At 69.3% G+C, this 14,805-nt stretch carries 11 protein-coding genes and 1 pseudogene; 9 read left to right on the top strand and 3 right to left on the bottom strand.

Translation table 11 applies throughout. The annotated features are described in order from the left end of the window. Positions 1-19 precede the first annotated feature (19 nt). Positions 20-595, top strand: coding sequence for an NADPH-dependent FMN reductase (locus ACLQ3J_RS17380; RefSeq protein ID WP_425904002.1), 576 nt, complete (start codon positions 20-22; stop codon positions 593-595). Positions 596-604: 9 nt separating this feature from the next. Here ACLQ3J_RS17380 and eccE read toward each other — a convergent pair whose 3' ends face one another. Continuing rightward, positions 605-2,233 (bottom strand): type VII secretion protein EccE, encoded by a 1,629-nt coding sequence (gene eccE / locus ACLQ3J_RS17375; protein WP_425904000.1) that lies wholly within the window; start codon positions 2,231-2,233, stop codon positions 605-607. Positions 2,234-2,337: 104 nt separating this feature from the next. Here eccE and eccB point away from each other — a divergent pair, with 104 nt between their 5' ends. Continuing rightward, a complete protein-coding gene (gene eccB, locus ACLQ3J_RS17370; RefSeq protein WP_169619948.1) occupies positions 2,338-3,789 on the top strand; it encodes a type VII secretion protein EccB in 1,452 nt (483 codons plus the stop codon). Positions 3,790-3,793: 4 nt separating this feature from the next. On the opposite strand, the gene mycP is transcribed toward eccB, so the two are convergent. Beyond that, the gene (gene mycP / locus ACLQ3J_RS17365; RefSeq protein ID WP_169619947.1) at positions 3,794-5,167 is read right to left on the bottom strand and encodes a type VII secretion-associated serine protease mycosin; all 1,374 of its coding nucleotides are present in this window, start codon (positions 5,165-5,167) and stop codon (positions 3,794-3,796) included. Positions 5,168-5,171: 4 nt separating this feature from the next. Beyond that, entirely contained in the window at positions 5,172-6,629 is a 1,458-nt protein-coding gene (gene eccD / locus ACLQ3J_RS17360) for a type VII secretion integral membrane protein EccD (RefSeq protein ID WP_169619946.1), read from the bottom strand. A 250-nt stretch (positions 6,630-6,879) separates the two neighbouring features. Here eccD and eccCa point away from each other — a divergent pair, with 250 nt between their 5' ends. From eccCa to ACLQ3J_RS17325, 7 genes and pseudogenes are all read left to right on the top strand, one after another. Further along, positions 6,880-10,866, top strand: a complete 3,987-nt coding sequence (gene eccCa / locus ACLQ3J_RS17355; RefSeq protein WP_425903999.1) for a type VII secretion protein EccCa — start codon at positions 6,880-6,882, stop codon at positions 10,864-10,866. After that, positions 10,848-12,344, top strand: coding sequence for a type VII secretion-associated protein (locus tag ACLQ3J_RS17350; RefSeq protein ID WP_425903997.1), 1,497 nt, complete (start codon positions 10,848-10,850; stop codon positions 12,342-12,344). The genes eccCa and ACLQ3J_RS17350 overlap by 19 nt, the downstream gene beginning before the upstream one ends. A 139-nt stretch (positions 12,345-12,483) precedes the next feature. Then, positions 12,484-12,849, top strand: a complete 366-nt coding sequence (locus tag ACLQ3J_RS17345) for a WXG100 family type VII secretion target (protein WP_296551762.1) — start codon at positions 12,484-12,486, stop codon at positions 12,847-12,849. Positions 12,850-12,885: 36 nt separating this feature from the next. Next, positions 12,886-13,191 carry a WXG100 family type VII secretion target gene (locus ACLQ3J_RS17340; RefSeq protein WP_169619943.1) on the top strand — a complete coding sequence of 102 codons (306 nt, stop codon included), beginning with the start codon at positions 12,886-12,888 and terminating at the stop codon, positions 13,189-13,191. A gap of 258 nt (positions 13,192-13,449) precedes the next feature. After that, a complete protein-coding gene (gene rplM, locus ACLQ3J_RS17335) occupies positions 13,450-13,893 on the top strand; it encodes a 50S ribosomal protein L13 (protein ID WP_169619942.1) in 444 nt (147 codons plus the stop codon). Continuing rightward, positions 13,890-14,405: a 30S ribosomal protein S9 gene (gene rpsI, locus ACLQ3J_RS17330; RefSeq protein WP_169619941.1), complete on the top strand. Its 516-nt coding sequence runs from the start codon at positions 13,890-13,892 to the stop codon at positions 14,403-14,405. Before rplM ends, rpsI begins: the two co-directional genes overlap by 4 nt. 193 nt (positions 14,406-14,598) lie before the next feature. Then, a pseudogene (locus ACLQ3J_RS17325) lies at positions 14,599-14,805 on the top strand (hypothetical protein); the annotation flags it as partial.

Raw genomic sequence — 14,805 nt, 5'->3', positions numbered from 1 at the left:
CGCGCCTAGGATCGCAGGCATGGACCCACAGATCGGGACCGGGCCGGTCCGCCTCGAGATCGTCGTGGCCAGCGTGCGCGCCGGACGCGTCGCACCGGTGGTCGCCCACTGGTTCGCCGAGACCGCTCGGCGCCGAGCAGAATTCGATGTGGGAATCATCGACCTCGCGGACACTCCCTTACCGCAGGATCTCTCGGGAGGACCCGAAGCCGACGCGTTCACCCGCCGGGTGGGCGCGGCCGAGGCGTTCGTCGTGGTCACCTCGGAGTACAACCACGGATATCCCGCTGCCCTCAAGACCGCGATCGACACCGTGAAACACGAATGGCGCACCAAACCGGTCGGATTCGTCTCCTACGGCGGGCTGTCCGGCGGTCTGCGCGCCGTCGAGCAACTCCGGCAGGTCGTCGTCGAGGTGCACATGATGCCGGTTCGTGAATCGGTGAGCTTCCACCGCGTCAAGCACGCATTCGCGCAGGACGGCACCACCACCGACGGGGCGGCGATCGACGCGGCGGAGCGCATGCTCGACCAGATCGACTGGTGGGCGCGGACTGTGCGGGCGGGGCAGGCTCGCACGGAATATCCCGGCTGAGCGGGGCAGTCAGGACACCGGAACAGGTTCGGGACTCCGCGGCCGGCCGATATGGGTGGTCTCGGCGGCAATGGTCACGAGCGTGAGGCGCACGCGGGTGCCGGCTGTCGTGAGCAGGATCCGGTCTCCCGATGCGCCCGGTTGGTGAAGCAAGACCGTGGGGCGTTCTCCGGGCAGGCTGTCCGGGTGCATCTGCACGTGAATCGCGCTGACCTGGGGCGGAACCGTCGTGGGCCGCACGCCGTCGTAGACCACGGTGTCGAACTTCCGGTCGTCGGCGTACTCACCTGCCACGCGAAGCCGATCTGGTCCGGCAGCACCGTCGAGCAGTGGTCGCCACGCACCGACCCGGTCGGTGTGCAGGAGGACTCGCGCTCCCACGGCCACCGCTCTGAACACGACCTGCTGTGCCAGGTACAACTCACCCGCGACATGCACAGAGCGGATCCCGGGGCCGAAGAGTCGCACGGTGACCGCACGCCCGGCATCGTCCGAACCGATGAGCTGACCGCAACCGCCCGGTGGCAGTGCGAGCCCATCCAGTTCGCCGGCACTCACATCACGCAACGGCGCCACGTGCTCGAGCCGCGGAGCCGCGACCGGCAAGGCGGCGGTCAACGACTCCCGGTCGAGCCCGTACGGGCAGCGGAGTCCGGGCAGCGCGGGAACGACAGGTGATCTCGTGGTGAACCGAGCCGATCCCGCGACCCGGACGGCGCCATGATCTCCCGGCCGCAGCCGGACCACGAGTGTCGAGGAGAGGGCGGGATAGGTCCACACGCTGGTCGCTGCTCGCCGACCGAATCGGCGGGGGTCGAAGTAGCCACCGCTGTTGAAGCCCATCGGGAGGGGGACGTGATGTGGGTGCCGCGCGAATTCGGCGGGCGCGACACCGTGCGCGACGCGACGCGACGCGTTCTCGATGTCGGAGGCGCTGAGAATGATTCCCGCACAACCTCCTTCGTCGAGCACTCGCACGACGCGCCGCGCCGCCGCCGCGACGGTGCGTGCCGCCCCTTCCGCTCCGCCGCCGCGCCGGGCGATCGCCTCACCACAGGTCGACACGTCGAGACGGAGAGCGAGCCAGACCGTTCGCTCGGCTGCAGCGGGCAGCGGACCCAGCAGGTGTGCGTAGACCTGCCCTGCCGGGCTCGAATCGCGTACCCGCCATCCGTGCGTCACCACATCGATCCCGTCGAGGGTGACGTCGTGCCGGCGCAGGCACGATGCGATCGCGTCGAGCGGCAGCGTGACCTCGGCCTCGACGCTGTCGCGCCCCAGTCGCATGACCTGCCCGGGCCGCGACACGACTTCGACGACCGCCGTCACGTATGGAGCGTCCCAGCTCAGACCGATCGGGCGCCCGGCCGGCTGCGGGAAGTCGCGCAGGACCGCTTCGTGTCCGCGTCGTCCGAACCGGTAGCGCACCAGTGTGGAGGCGAACGTGATCGCATCGACTCCGCGAACGGGGATGATCAGGGCCGCCGCGACGAGCGCGCCCGCCGCTACCGCCGGCCACATCCGCCCGGTGGCACCGTGCACTGCGGCCCACACCGCCACCGCAGAGATCTGTGCGATCACCAGACGAGTGACGGCAACGGATTTCGTCCGACCCGCCGCCGCCGAAGCCCCAGCCATGTCTCCCCCCGATCCCGCCCGGCCGCGCCCCCTGCGCTCCACCGGACTTCCCGGCGGAACTGTACTGTGTTGCGGCAGAGAGCGTGCCGCACAGGGGGAGATGCATGGCAGCACAGCCGACCACGCGATGGCAGGTCAGCGGATACAGATTTCTCATGCGGCGCATGGGACACGCATTGGTGCGACGCGATGTGCGGATGATCCACGACCCGCTTCGCTCCCAATCCCGCGCGCTCGCCGTGGGAACGGTCGTGGCCTGCCTCGGACTCGCCGGCTGCGCCGCGCTGGCGCTGTTCCGGCCTCAGGACCGGATCGGGGATGCCACCGTCGTCGTCGGACGCGAGTCCGGCGCGCTGTATGTCGCCATCGACGGGACCTTCCACCCCGCCCTCAACCTCGCGTCCGCACGCCTCGTGCTCGGCTCGCCTGTCGAACCGGTCGTTGTGGCCGACGACCAGCTGGCGGATCGCCCCCGTGGCCCTCTTGTGGGGATCCCGGGGGCGCCGTCGTCGCTGGCACACGGTGCGGACGATCGGCCGTGGACCGTGTGCGACACCGTCGAACCTCACGGAATGCTCGCCGTGACGACCGCCGTCGTCGTCGGCGAGCCGGAGAGTGGCAGAAATACACCCCTGCGCGACGACGAAGCGTTTCTCGTCTCGTCCGACGATCGTTTCTACTTGGTGTACAACGGGGTTCGAGCCGAGATCGATCCGGACGACCGTGCGTTGACGCGCGTGCTCGGTCTCGATGTGACGCGGGCTCGTCCGGTGAGTCCCGGCCTCCTGGGCGCGATTCCCGAAGTGCCTGCTCTCGCCGCTCCGGTGATTCCCGGTGCGGGCGGTGCTCCGAGCGTGCACGTTCGCGGGTTGCCCGTCGGATCTGTGGTGGCGCTGACCGAACCCGATGGGCAGAGTTTCCATGTCGTGCTGCGTGACGGCGTTCAAGAGGTGTCGCGCGCGACCGCGCAGATCCTGCACGCGTCGGATTCCCAGGGGGCGGCGGAGATCCCGGTCGTACCGCCGGACGTCCTCAAGGATGCGCCCGCCGTGCGGGAGCTTGCGGTGGCGACCTTCCCCGCCGTGATTCCCGACATCGTGGAGCCGGCTGACGCTCCCGTGGCGTGTCTGACCTGGGACCCGACGGGACCCGGGGACGACCGGAACCGCTCCACGCTGGGGTTGTCGGCCGGCACCGGGCTCCCCCTCGCCGAGGACGCCGTCCCGGTGGTACCGGCGCAAGCGGACGGCGCCGGCCCGAACGCCGACGCCGTGTACGTTCCGCCGGGGCGGGGCGTGTACCTCGGCACGACGGCCGTGACACCCGGTAGCGATCGCGCCGGCCCGTTGTTCTATGTCGCGGACACCGGGGTCCGGTACGGCATCGTGGACGGTGAATCCGCGGCAGCCCTGGGTCTGTCGGACCCGGTCCGCGCTCCGTGGCCGATGGTGGAACTCCTCGCACCCGGTCCCGCCCTCGGCAGGGCAGAGGCGCTGCTCGCACACGACGGTGTTGCACCGGACCCGAGCCCCGCACCCCTACGCGCGGGAGGCTGACAGCTCAGGTCCGCGCGCCGAGACGGCGCCGCGGGATCGACAGCAACACGACGGGCACCAGCGCGATACACACAGCGGCCGCAGCGATCAGCGCGATGGTGCGCGACCGGTTGTCCGGCGGGGGAGTGTCTGCGGGGGCAGCGAGCGGGTGCGGTTCGGGTGGACGCGCCTCTACCGGATATGAACGGTTCGCCGACAGTGGGGCAGTGACGGCTGCGTACGGATCCACGATCCCGTGGCCGACCCGCGGATTCCAGCCCTCGGCAGGGGCGTGCGCGGTCGCCTCGATCCGGGCCATCACCTCACGTGCGGTCAGGTGCGGGTGCCGGGCACGCACGAGAGCCGCAGTCGCCGCGACCAGTGGCGCTGCGAAACTGGTACCGGAAATCGATTGCGGCCCGTTCGATCCCCAGACCTGGTCCACGAGACCCGCCGTGCCGGGATTCAAGGAGACCAGTCCGCTGCCCGGTGCCGCGACATCCACCCACGGGCCGGGCAGGCTGTATTCGGACGGGGTGCCGTCGGGTTCGACAGCGCCGACGGCGAGCACGTAGTCGTCGTACCAAGCGGGCGACGCCAGAGTCGTTACAGAATTCCACGGATCGTCCTCGGGCGCAGCAGGATCGAGCGATCCAGGATTGCCGGGGCGGCAGGTATCGGTGTTCCCGGCCGCCACGACCACGACGACGTCTTCGACATCGGTGGCGTACTGCACCGCCGCACCCAAGGGGCCGTCGAACAGCCCTTCGGCAGTGGTCCGGCATGCCACCTCCGAGATGTTCACGACGGTCGCACCCAGATCCACCGCTCGACGGAGCGCGAGGGCGAGTGTGCGCACGTCGCCGTAACCGGTGGCATTGCGGGCGGTGTCGTCGTCTGCGCGTGCCCGATCAGAGTACCGTCCGCTCGACTGGCGAATCGTGATCAGCTGGACATCGGGCGCACCACCGGCGAACCCGGATCCGGGAACCTGGGCAGCCGCGATGAGACCTGCGACGAGTGTGCCGTGTGCGTCGCAGTCGTCCGTGCCGTCCCCTGTCGACACGTAATCGCCACCCGGTTGCAGTGCGGGTAGCCGGGGATGGGGTTGCACCCCGGTGTCGATGACCGCGACGACTTGCCCCGCGCCCCGGGTGAGCGGCCAGACGGACTCGAAATCGAGAATCCGCTGGGCAACGGGCATCTGGGGCCCGTCCGGTGCCTCCTCCGGTTCGGAGCACACGATGCGTTGTTCCGTGGCGTCCGGCGGCGCCGGAGTGCCACCGGACGGCAGAAGGGCGGGATCCGGAACGGGTGGTCTCGCCGCTGCCGGACTGCCGCCGCCTGCGATCACAGCCGCGATGACGACAACGCAGGCGGACGCCGCAGGCCGTCGCATCCCTTCACAGCCCCCGCACCGCGGAGTACAAGCCCGCGACCCAGCACGCGAGCGGAACGATGAGCGCGATCACGGTGTATTCGGTCAGTTCCGCGATCCGGCGCTGCACCGGCGTGAACTGACGGCGGGGCGCCACCACACCGAACACGATCGCGCCGGCGAACATTGCCAGGGCAGCGGCGGAGACGAACCACGGCGGAACCGGGGCGAGTACCGCCGCTCCGGTGATCAGCCCGATCAGGATGGTCGCGCCGCCCACCACCAGCGGCACCGCTTCGGTCACGGACGTGTAGGAGCGGCCCCGGAACATCAGCACGACCGCGGTGGTGACGGCCAGACCGACCCCCGGCCACGACACCGCCCCGGCCACCGGATAGGCCGCGCACCACGCGCCGCCGACAGCCAGGGCGGCCGCGGCGTAGACCAGCCCCGTCAGATGCGCGCGGGCGCGTCCTATCCGCGCCTCGAGTTCCCCGAACGACGGGAGCGGAGCGGCTGCCTCCGGATCGGGCGATACCGGGTCGAGTGACGTTCCGGGTACGGGTACCGGAGGTACGGGCAGGCGGCCGAGAACCGCTGCGAGACGTGGCGCGGAAGCCACGAGAAGCAAGGCTGCGATCACCGTGCCCGCCCCGACCGCGTGCGGCCCCGCACCGGCCGTCGACGCAAGGACCAGTGCGACCGCCGCACCTGCCGCAGCGGCGGCGACACCGGTGAACGTCGCAGTACCGACCATGGCCGTTCGCAAGGCGATCACCGCGGCCGCACCGACCAGCACTGCCCCGAGCAGTAGTTGTGGAGGCCCCACATTGCCCGGCACGAGCAGCACTCCCGCGGCGAACACCGGCGGTACCGCGCAGACGGCGGGCAGGAGCCCTGTCCGCGGGTCGCCGTAGCCGCGTGAGACGACCGCTGCCGCGACCAGGAGCAGAACGCCCAGCACCGCCGCGATCGCGCCCGCCACGAGTCGGTGAGGACCCGCCGGCAGTTGCAGCAGGGAAAAACAGCCCGCAGCGAGCGCCGCCGGAGCGAGCACCGTTGCCAGCACACCCGCGGGAGCGGCACCCCACCGGCGCAAGCTGTCCTTGCCCTCCACCGCCACCGCATACATCACGTCGTCGAACAGCGGGGGAGGTGCAGGAGATCCGGCATCGGCCAGGACGAGCAACTCGCCGTCGCGTACCCCGTGTTCGTCGAGGCTCAGCGCACCCGCAAGCGGCGCATGACCGATCCGGGCGAGCGTCCACGCCCCCGGCTCCACCTGCTCGGGCGTGAGATCGAACCGGTTCGCAGCCCGGTGCGATGCGACGAGGTCCACGATGCCGGGAATCAGCAGCGCCACAGGAACTCCGAGGGGAAGAGCGAGATCCACCTCGGTGTGCTGCGCGAGCACCGTGATCCGGCACAGGTCCGGAGCCTGGACAGCGCCGTGATGCTCGGATCCGGTCTGCGCGGACGTCATCGCTCTTCTTCCCCCGTCGTTCACTCGGTCGCCGGCCGCTGCGAGCGGCTCCCCTCGGATGTGCACCGCGCCGACCGGGACGACGCAGACCATACGACACGCGCCGGTCGGTGTCTCGTGACGGAGTCGCCGGCAGGACCCGATCACGAGGTGCCCTGTATGTCTGCGTCGTGCGCTACCCTTCCTCGGACCGTGGGGGTCGGCCGTCGGGGGACGGTTGTGGGATGCGGTGTTCCGGGGGTGGCGAACGTTGAGTACCGAGCGCTTCGTGCGCGCAGCGCGCAAGGAGGCTCCGCGGGCTCCGAGCGGCGAGTTGAGTGTGCAAGCGCCGCCCGATATTCCGCGTCCGACGCCAGGGAATCTGCTGGTGAGGTTACTGCCGCTCGTGATGGTGGCGGCCATGATCGGCATGATGGCGCTGATGTTCACCTCCGGCATGGCCCGGAGTCCGATGGCGATGATCTTCCCGATCATGATGGTCGTCTCGATGGTCGGCATGCTCGCGAACGGCGGGCGCGGAGGAACGAAGACCTCCGAGGTGGACGAAGACCGCAAAGACTATCTCCGGTATCTCGACCAGGTCCGGCGCGAGGTCACCGAAACCAGTGGCGAACAGCGCAAGTCGCTCGAATGGGCACACCCCGACCCCGCCCTGCTCTGGACTCTCGTCGGCACCGCGCGGATGTGGGAACGGCGGTGCACCGACGCGGATTTCTGCCACGTGCGGGTCGGACGGGGCGGGCAGCGACTCGCCACCCGCCTCGTCGCACCGGACACCGGTCCGCTCGAAGATCTCGAGCCGGTCGCGGCGGTCTCCCTCCGGCGATTTGTGCGCGCCCACTCGGTGGTACCCGCGCTGCCCACGGCGGTCGCACTGCGAGGCTTTGCGGCGATCGGACTCGCCGGAGACAGGCAGGCCGCCCGGTCTCTGGTGCGCGCGATGCTCATTCAGTTGTGCACCTTTCACGGGCCGGACGTCCTTCGGGTAGCGGTCGTCTGCGGACCGGACACCGCCGCGGAATGGGAGTGGGCCAAATGGCTCCCGCATGTTCAGCACCCCGACGCCCGCGACGGTGCGGGGAGCGCGCGAATGGTCTTCGGCTCGGTCCTCGAACTGGAGACGGACCTCGCTCCGGTCCTCTCGACCCGAGGACGCTTCACACGCAATGCCCCGGCCTTCGAGGGAGTTCCGCAGCTCGTCGTCGTGGTCGACGGTGGTGTGTCGGGGTCCGGGTCGGGACTGCTCGAGGACGGGCTGGATTCGCTGACGATCCTCGACCTGTCGGGTTTCGCGCCGCGACTCGCGTCGGCTCGCGGTCTCCAACTCGTGGTGGAGGACGGCTCTGTCGGCGCACGATCCGGCGTGGAGGTCGAATCGTTCGCCGACGCCGATTCCGTCAGCGCGCCACGGGCTCAGACGGTCGCGCGCCGTCTGGCTCCGTATCGCGTGGTCGCGCAGGCTTCGGCAGGCGACAACTCCGACGAAGGTCCGGCCACCTGGCAGGACCTTGTGGGGGTCGGCGACGTGCTGCGCTTCGATCCCGGCCGAGCATGGGTCCCACGCCGGGGGCGCGACCGTCTGCGGGTTCCCATCGGTGTCGATCCCGACGGCAGACCTGTGGAGATCGACCTGAAGGAAGCCGCCGAGAACGGGATGGGCCCACACGGTCTGTGCATCGGAGCGACCGGATCAGGGAAGTCGGAGTTACTGCGCACACTTGTCCTCGGGCTCGTCGCCACTCATTCGCCCGACGATCTCAATCTCGTTCTGGTCGACTTCAAGGGCGGTGCAACCTTTCTGGGGTTGGAAGGCCTTCCCCATGTAGCGGCGATCATTACCAATCTCGCGGATGAACTCGCAATGGTCGACCGGATGAAGGACGCACTCGAGGGTGAAATGAACCGCAGGCAGGAGTTGCTCCGGGCGTCCGGAAACTTCGCCAACGTCGGAGACTACGAAAAGGCACGTGCGGCGGGTGCTCCCCTCGATCCGCTCCCGGCGTTGTTCATCGTCGTGGACGAGTTCTCCGAACTACTTTCGCAGCAACCGGAATTCGCCGACCTGTTCGCGGCGATCGGACGGCTGGGGCGCTCGCTGCACATGCATCTTCTGCTCGCCAGCCAGCGACTCGACGAGGGACGACTGCGAGGGCTCGACAGTCACCTGTCCTACCGCATCGGCCTCAAGACGTTCTCTGCGAACGAATCGCGCAGCGTCCTCGGCGTTCCCGATGCGTACCATCTGCCGTCGGCGCCGGGTGCGGGTTACCTCAAGTCGGATTCGGCGGAGATCGTCCGGTTCGCCGCGGCGTACGTTTCCGGGCCCTCGGTGTCCGGACGCCCGTCCCGGCGGACTGCGGTGCACGGAGTCACCGGTGCACTGCGGCCCCGGGTGTTCACCGCGCGCGCCGTTCCGCTCGACGATCCTGTTCCGCAGGCGGTCCCGGCACCGGACATTACGGACGACACGGCGGCCGCAGGAGGCCGTAGCCTCCTCGACCTCGTCGTGGACCGGATCCGCGGACACGGAACACCCGCGCACGAAGTGTGGCTTCCTCCCCTCGAGGAGTCTCCGACTCTCGATGCGCTGGTGCCGCGCTCGGTCCTCACGGGCGAGGTACCCCAGCTCGCCCCCCTGCGGACTCCTGTCGGCATCGTCGACCGGCCGTTCGATCAACGCCGCGACCTTCTCGTGGTGGATCTTGCGGGTGCGGCCGGCAACGTCGTGATCGTGGGCGGTCCCCAGGCGGGAAAGTCGACGCTGCTGCGCACTCTCGTCGTGTCGACGGCCCTGACGCATACCGCGGAGCAGGTGCAGTTCTACTGTCTCGACTTCGGAGGCGGTGCGCTCGCAGGTCTGGCAGCGCTGCCTCACGTCGGATCGGTCGCAACCCGTCTCGATGCCGATCGGGTGCGGCGTACCGTGGCGGAACTCGTGTCGTTGTTGCGGAGCCGAGAGCGACTGTTCGCCGAGCAGGGTATCGAGTCGATGGCGGAGTTTCGCCGCCGCCGGGCCGGCGGCGCACCCGGCACGTCCACCGATCCGTTCGGCGATGTCTTCCTCGTGATCGACGGATGGCCGAGTATCCGGCAGGACTTCGAGGCTCTCGAGCAGGTCGTGAGTGTTTTGGCGTCCCAGGGGCTTTCGTACGGTATCCACGTGGTGCTCAGTGCGCCCCGCTGGGGGGATGTCCGTCCGGCGATGCGGGATCAGTTCGGCACGCGACTCGAACTGCGCCTCGGGGATCCGTCCGATTCGGAGTACGGACGGAAGAAGGCGGCGACGGTGCCGGAGGGGAGACCGGGCCGTGGGATCGACCGCGACGGGCTGCACATCCTCGTGGCGCTGCCGCGCGTGGACGGTGTCACGGACACCACCGATCTCGGCGTCGGAGTGTCGGCAGCGGTCGCCGCGATCGCCGCCGCGACGCCCGGCGGACGCGCACCGAGGGTCCGGATGCTGCCCGACACCATCGATCGCGCCGATCTGCTCGCGGCGCTGCCCCGCGGATGGCCGAGTGGCCCGGATGCGCCGCCCGCGGTGCGTCTGACGATCCCGATCGGCATCGACGAGGCGGAACTCGCGCCGGTCGCCGTGGACTTCACCGACAGCCCGCATCTCCTCGTATTCGGTGATTCCGGCTGCGGGAAGACAGCCGTGCTCCGTGGCATCTGCCGAGGATTGATGGAGTCGAACACCTCCGACCAGGTGCGCATCATCGTCGGTGACTACCGCCGCACCCTGCTCGGCGTGGTCGAGGGCGACCACCTCGGCGGCTACGCACCGGCCGCGAGTGTGCTGGCCACGATGGCCCAGGAACTCGCCGGGATCTTCGAGCGGCGACTGCCCGGGCCGGGGACGACTCAACAGCAATTGCGGGACCGTTCGTGGTGGTCCGGGCCGGAGGTCTTCGTGATCGTCGACGACTACGACATGGTTGCGGCGAGCGGCCAGAATCCGTTGGCCCCGCTGCTCGAGTATCTGCCGCAAGCCAAGGACCTGGGTCTGCACCTCGTGGTGGCGCGCCGAGCCGGAGGCGCGGGCAGGGCACTGTTCGAACCGGTGCTGGCCCGATTGCGCGAACTTTCCAGTCCCGGGCTGGTGATGAGCGGCAATCGGGACGAAGGTGCGCTGGTGGGCTCGGCTCGCCCGTCGCCCATGCCGGCCGGAAGAGGACTGCTCGTGCGCCGCGACGGCGCGTCGCTCGTGCAGACCGCATGGTCACCGCTGCCGTGACGTCGCCGGAAGTGCTGGTCCTGGCCGTGCTGCCGGGGTGGGTGCGGGGGAAATGGGGTGAGACGTCACGATCGGTACCCGCGGTCGCGGCTCGGTTCGGCGGCGGCTGGGTGTTCGGCGACTCGGCTCTCGACTCTCCGGACGCGATCGACGTCACCGACACGGTCGACGACCCCGCTGCGGTTGCCTCGCCGCGAACGGACGGCCACGAGCCAGGACCCGTGCTGACCGGACTCGTGTGCTATGCCGCCGCGGCCGTGGGTGCCCCATCGATGGTCGCGACAGCCGTCGTGGTGCACCCGACCTGGTGGAACGAGCGTCGCCGCCGCCTACTGGACACGGCCGCGCGTCAGGTCGCGCACAACGTGCTGCTGGTTCCGGTCTCCGTTGCGGCATGTCGTGCCGCGCACCAAGGCGATGCCGAGCGGTACGTCGTGCTCGAGTTCGCCGAGCGAGGCGTCACCGCTGTATCGGTCATGCCGGGGTCGCGCGATGACGGTCCGGCGGTCGACCGGGTCGCCCGGAATCCGGAGATCCTGGTCGACGACCTCGTGGCGGCGGATGCAGGCGACACCGTGTCTGCGGAAGGGGCGGTCAGGTCGCTGATCGCAGCGGTGAACGACGGCCGGGAAGACTCTTGTGTGCTGGTCGTGACCGGTGCGCCGGGCGAACCGGCGGGAGGGTCGGCGTGCGAGCAGATAGCGAACCGGATCGCCGGCACCGTCCCGACCGTGCCGGTCGCTGCCGCGGAGATGGTGGCGGCAGTGTCCGGCCGCCGCGTCCAGGAGACCGCCCCCGCCGAGACCGCCTCGACGGTGCCGTGGCTACACGAGGTACGGACACCGGGAACTCCTGCCACCCGCAACGGGCGAACCGCCAAAGTGATCCTCGCGGTGGTGAGCGTCGGTCTGCTCGCCGCGGTGTTCCTGTGGGTCGGCGCACACGCGCCCCCCGGATCCGTGGCGGGTGCCGGGACGACCGGCGACGGCGCCGGTGCCACCGACAGCCCCGCCTCGGCGGCAGACCCGGATCTCTCACAGCCCCGCACGGATCGGCCGGCTCGCTTCGAGATCGGGCCGGTGCGCCTCGACCTGCCCGGTTCCTGGCGCCTGCGAACGCCGGAATCGGCGGACTCCGGGCGTGCGGAACTCGTCCCGGCGTCGGGCACCGACCGGAGAATCGTGATCGTGCACAGCGTCCTGGCCGACGGCATGGACGAGCATGCCGTGGCCGCGGTGCTCGGGACACGGGCGGAGGAACGCGGCCGGGTGATTCGAAATATGGACGCCGACACCACATTCGCGGACCGGAGTGTGATCGCCTACACCGAAGTGCCCGACGAATTCTCCGAGGTTCGGTGGTCGGTCGTGGTCTTCCCGGGGTTGCAGGTCGCGGTGGGTTGCCAGTTCCTCGACGGTGAGTGGGCAGGGATCCGGCGCGAGTGCGAGCAGGCGGTGCACACCCTCCGGACCGGGTGAAGACACGCTGGAAAACGAATTCCGGATCCGAGGGAACCGCTCGGCCGGTTGCGGCGTCCAACCTTGTGTAGGCGCAATCCGGCTCAGACCAACTGGGGGGCTGAGACAGCCGGTGCGCGGAACGATCGAAGGAGCACTCGTGACCGAACCGTCGGCCGGAGCAGGGTCCGGCCACTCGAATGGCTTGAGCACAGATGTCGCAACCATGGAGGTGGTCGCGGGGCAACTTCAGGATTCTCGCAACGAACTCGTGGGGATTCTCCGAGTGCTCGGCGACGTCGTGCAGTCCGCACCGTCCGTGTGGCGAGGTGTGTCCGCCACGCGCTTCGCCGGAATCATGGAGCGCTGGAATGTCAACAACACCAACCTGACCGCCGCGCTCGACGAACTCGCGGAAGCGGTGCGGACCAGCGGCCGGTCCTACGACGCGACCGAACAGGAGAACGCACGGGCGCTCGGTGCCGTCGACCCCGGTGCCGGTTCCCTTCTCCGCGGTTCGTTCTGATCCCCGGTCCCGAATCCAGCTGAAGGAGAACGAACAGTGACAGTCGACGGTGGATCCGAGATCTTCCAGAATTTCGCGGGCGTCGCAGATCTGCACGCGCGTCTCGTCTCGGGCGAGAAGGCGATCAGGGACACGCTCGACCGGATCGAATCGCAGGTAGCGCCGCTGGTGGCCACGTGGAGTGGTGAGGCGCAGGCCGACTACGTCGCGACGCAGCAGCGGTGGAACCGGGCCGAAGCGGGCCTGATCCAGGTGCTGCAGGACATCGGCCGGATCGTGTCGAGCGGCAACGACGACATGCTGGCAACCGAACGGAGGAACCAGGCACGCTTCCCGGGGTGATACCCGGTGCGTCCGGTGGGTGCAGGGGGAGAACCCACGGCACAGCGTCCCGGTGGTGGAGAGGCCGCCGGGACGTCGTGCCGTCCGGACGCGTTTTGACCTACCGGCCGCTGCGCCGGTAAAGTGGTTCCTCGGCGTGTCGTCCGTCGTCGTTGCCTTGTGCGCGGCGAACATCTCATCCCGGGTCTCAACTGGCCGCCGGGTGTGACCATCGGCGGCACGCGGGCCAGCAGCGAAAACGATAGACGAGGAAATTCTGTGTCTACGTACACACCGAAGGCCAGCGAGCTGACCCACGAGTGGCACGTCATCGACGCCACCGACGTGGTCCTCGGCCGCCTCGCGGTGCAGGCGGCAAACCTGCTCCGTGGCAAGCACAAGCCCACCTTTGCTCCGCACATGGACGGCGGTGATTTCGTCGTCATCATCAACGCCGACAAGGTCGCCATCTCCGGCAACAAGCGGACCGACAAGTTCCTGTACCACCACTCCGGTTACCCGGGTGGCCTGCGGGGTCGTTCGGTCGGCGAGGTTCTCGACAAGAACCCCGATCGTCTCGTGGAGAAGGCCGTCACCGGCATGCTCCCGAAGAACAAGCTCGGCCGCGCCATCGCCAAGAAGCTGAAGGTCTACGCGGGCCCGAACCATCCCCACGCCGCGCAGCAGCCGGTGCCGTTCGAGATCAAGCAGGTGGCACAGTGACGACACCCGAGGAACAGAACGAGAACGTGACGAACGTCGAAGAGTTCGCCGACAACGTCGAGGTCGCTGCAGACGAGTACGTGGCCGAAGAGGCTGTTGCGGAGCCCGTGGCTCCGATCGTGCTCGACCGTCCGATCCAGACCGTCGGTCGCCGTAAGGAGGCCGTGGTCCGCGTGCGTCTGGTGCCCGGCTCCGGCAACTTCGTCCTCAACGGGCGCACCATCGAGGATTACTTCCCGAACAAGGTGCACCAGCAGCTCGTGAAGTCGCCGCTGGTGACCGTCGAGCGCCCCGAGGGCTTCGACATCCACGCTCGCCTGCATGGTGGCGGCCCGTCCGGCCAGGCCGGCGCGCTGCGTCTCGCCATCGCACGTGCACTCATCGAGGTCACTCCCGAGGATCGCCCCGCGCTCAAGCGCGCCGGCTTCCTCACGCGTGACCCGCGTGCCGTCGAGCGTAAGAAGTACGGCCTGAAGAAGGCCCGTAAGGCATCTCAGTACTCCAAGCGCTGATGTGTCGCCGACGCTGACCTGGTCAGCCTCGGCACTTGTTCGACCACGAGAGCAGGCGTCGGTAGAGATTCGCTACCGGCGCCTGCTTTCGTGCATTCTGTCTTCCGTCAGATTCCGGGGCCGGGTACGCCGTGCCGCGGAACAGGGGAGCATTGCGCGGTAGTGACCGCAGTGAATGGTGAGGGGCGTGTCTATGGGTCGGTTGTTCGGCACCGACGGAGTTCGAGGCTTGGCAAATGCCGAGCTGACGGTGGAGTTGGCATTGCGTCTGGCCGGTGGTGCTGCCGCGGTGCTGGCGCCGGTGGATTCCGGCCGACGACGGGCCGGGGGCGGCGGGCGGCCGGGCCCCACCGCCAGCGGGGTGAGTCGCGCGGCCCCCCGGCCCCCCCGCCGGACCCCC

Source organism: Rhodococcus sp. DT1 (assembly GCF_049844875.1).
Classification (GTDB): domain Bacteria; phylum Actinomycetota; class Actinomycetes; order Mycobacteriales; family Mycobacteriaceae; genus Rhodococcus.
Note: the sequence above shows the minus strand (reverse complement) of the source record. Positions and strands in the feature narration are given on the sequence as shown.

Excerpts from the sequence above, each read along its gene's own strand:
- ACLQ3J_RS17380 (WP_425904002.1), top strand. The coding sequence starts at position 20 with ATGGACCCACAGATCGGGACCGGGCCGGTCCGCCTCGAGATCGTCGTG.
- eccE (WP_425904000.1), bottom strand. The coding sequence starts at position 2,233 with ATGGCTGGGGCTTCGGCGGCGGCGGGTCGGACGAAATCCGTTGCCGTC.
- eccB (WP_169619948.1), top strand. The coding sequence starts at position 2,338 with ATGGCAGCACAGCCGACCACGCGATGGCAGGTCAGCGGATACAGATTT.
- mycP (WP_169619947.1), bottom strand. The coding sequence starts at position 5,167 with ATGCGACGGCCTGCGGCGTCCGCCTGCGTTGTCGTCATCGCGGCTGTG.
- eccD (WP_169619946.1), bottom strand. The coding sequence starts at position 6,629 with ATGACGTCCGCGCAGACCGGATCCGAGCATCACGGCGCTGTCCAGGCT.
- ACLQ3J_RS17350 (WP_425903997.1), top strand. The coding sequence starts at position 10,848 with ATGGTCACCGCTGCCGTGACGTCGCCGGAAGTGCTGGTCCTGGCCGTG.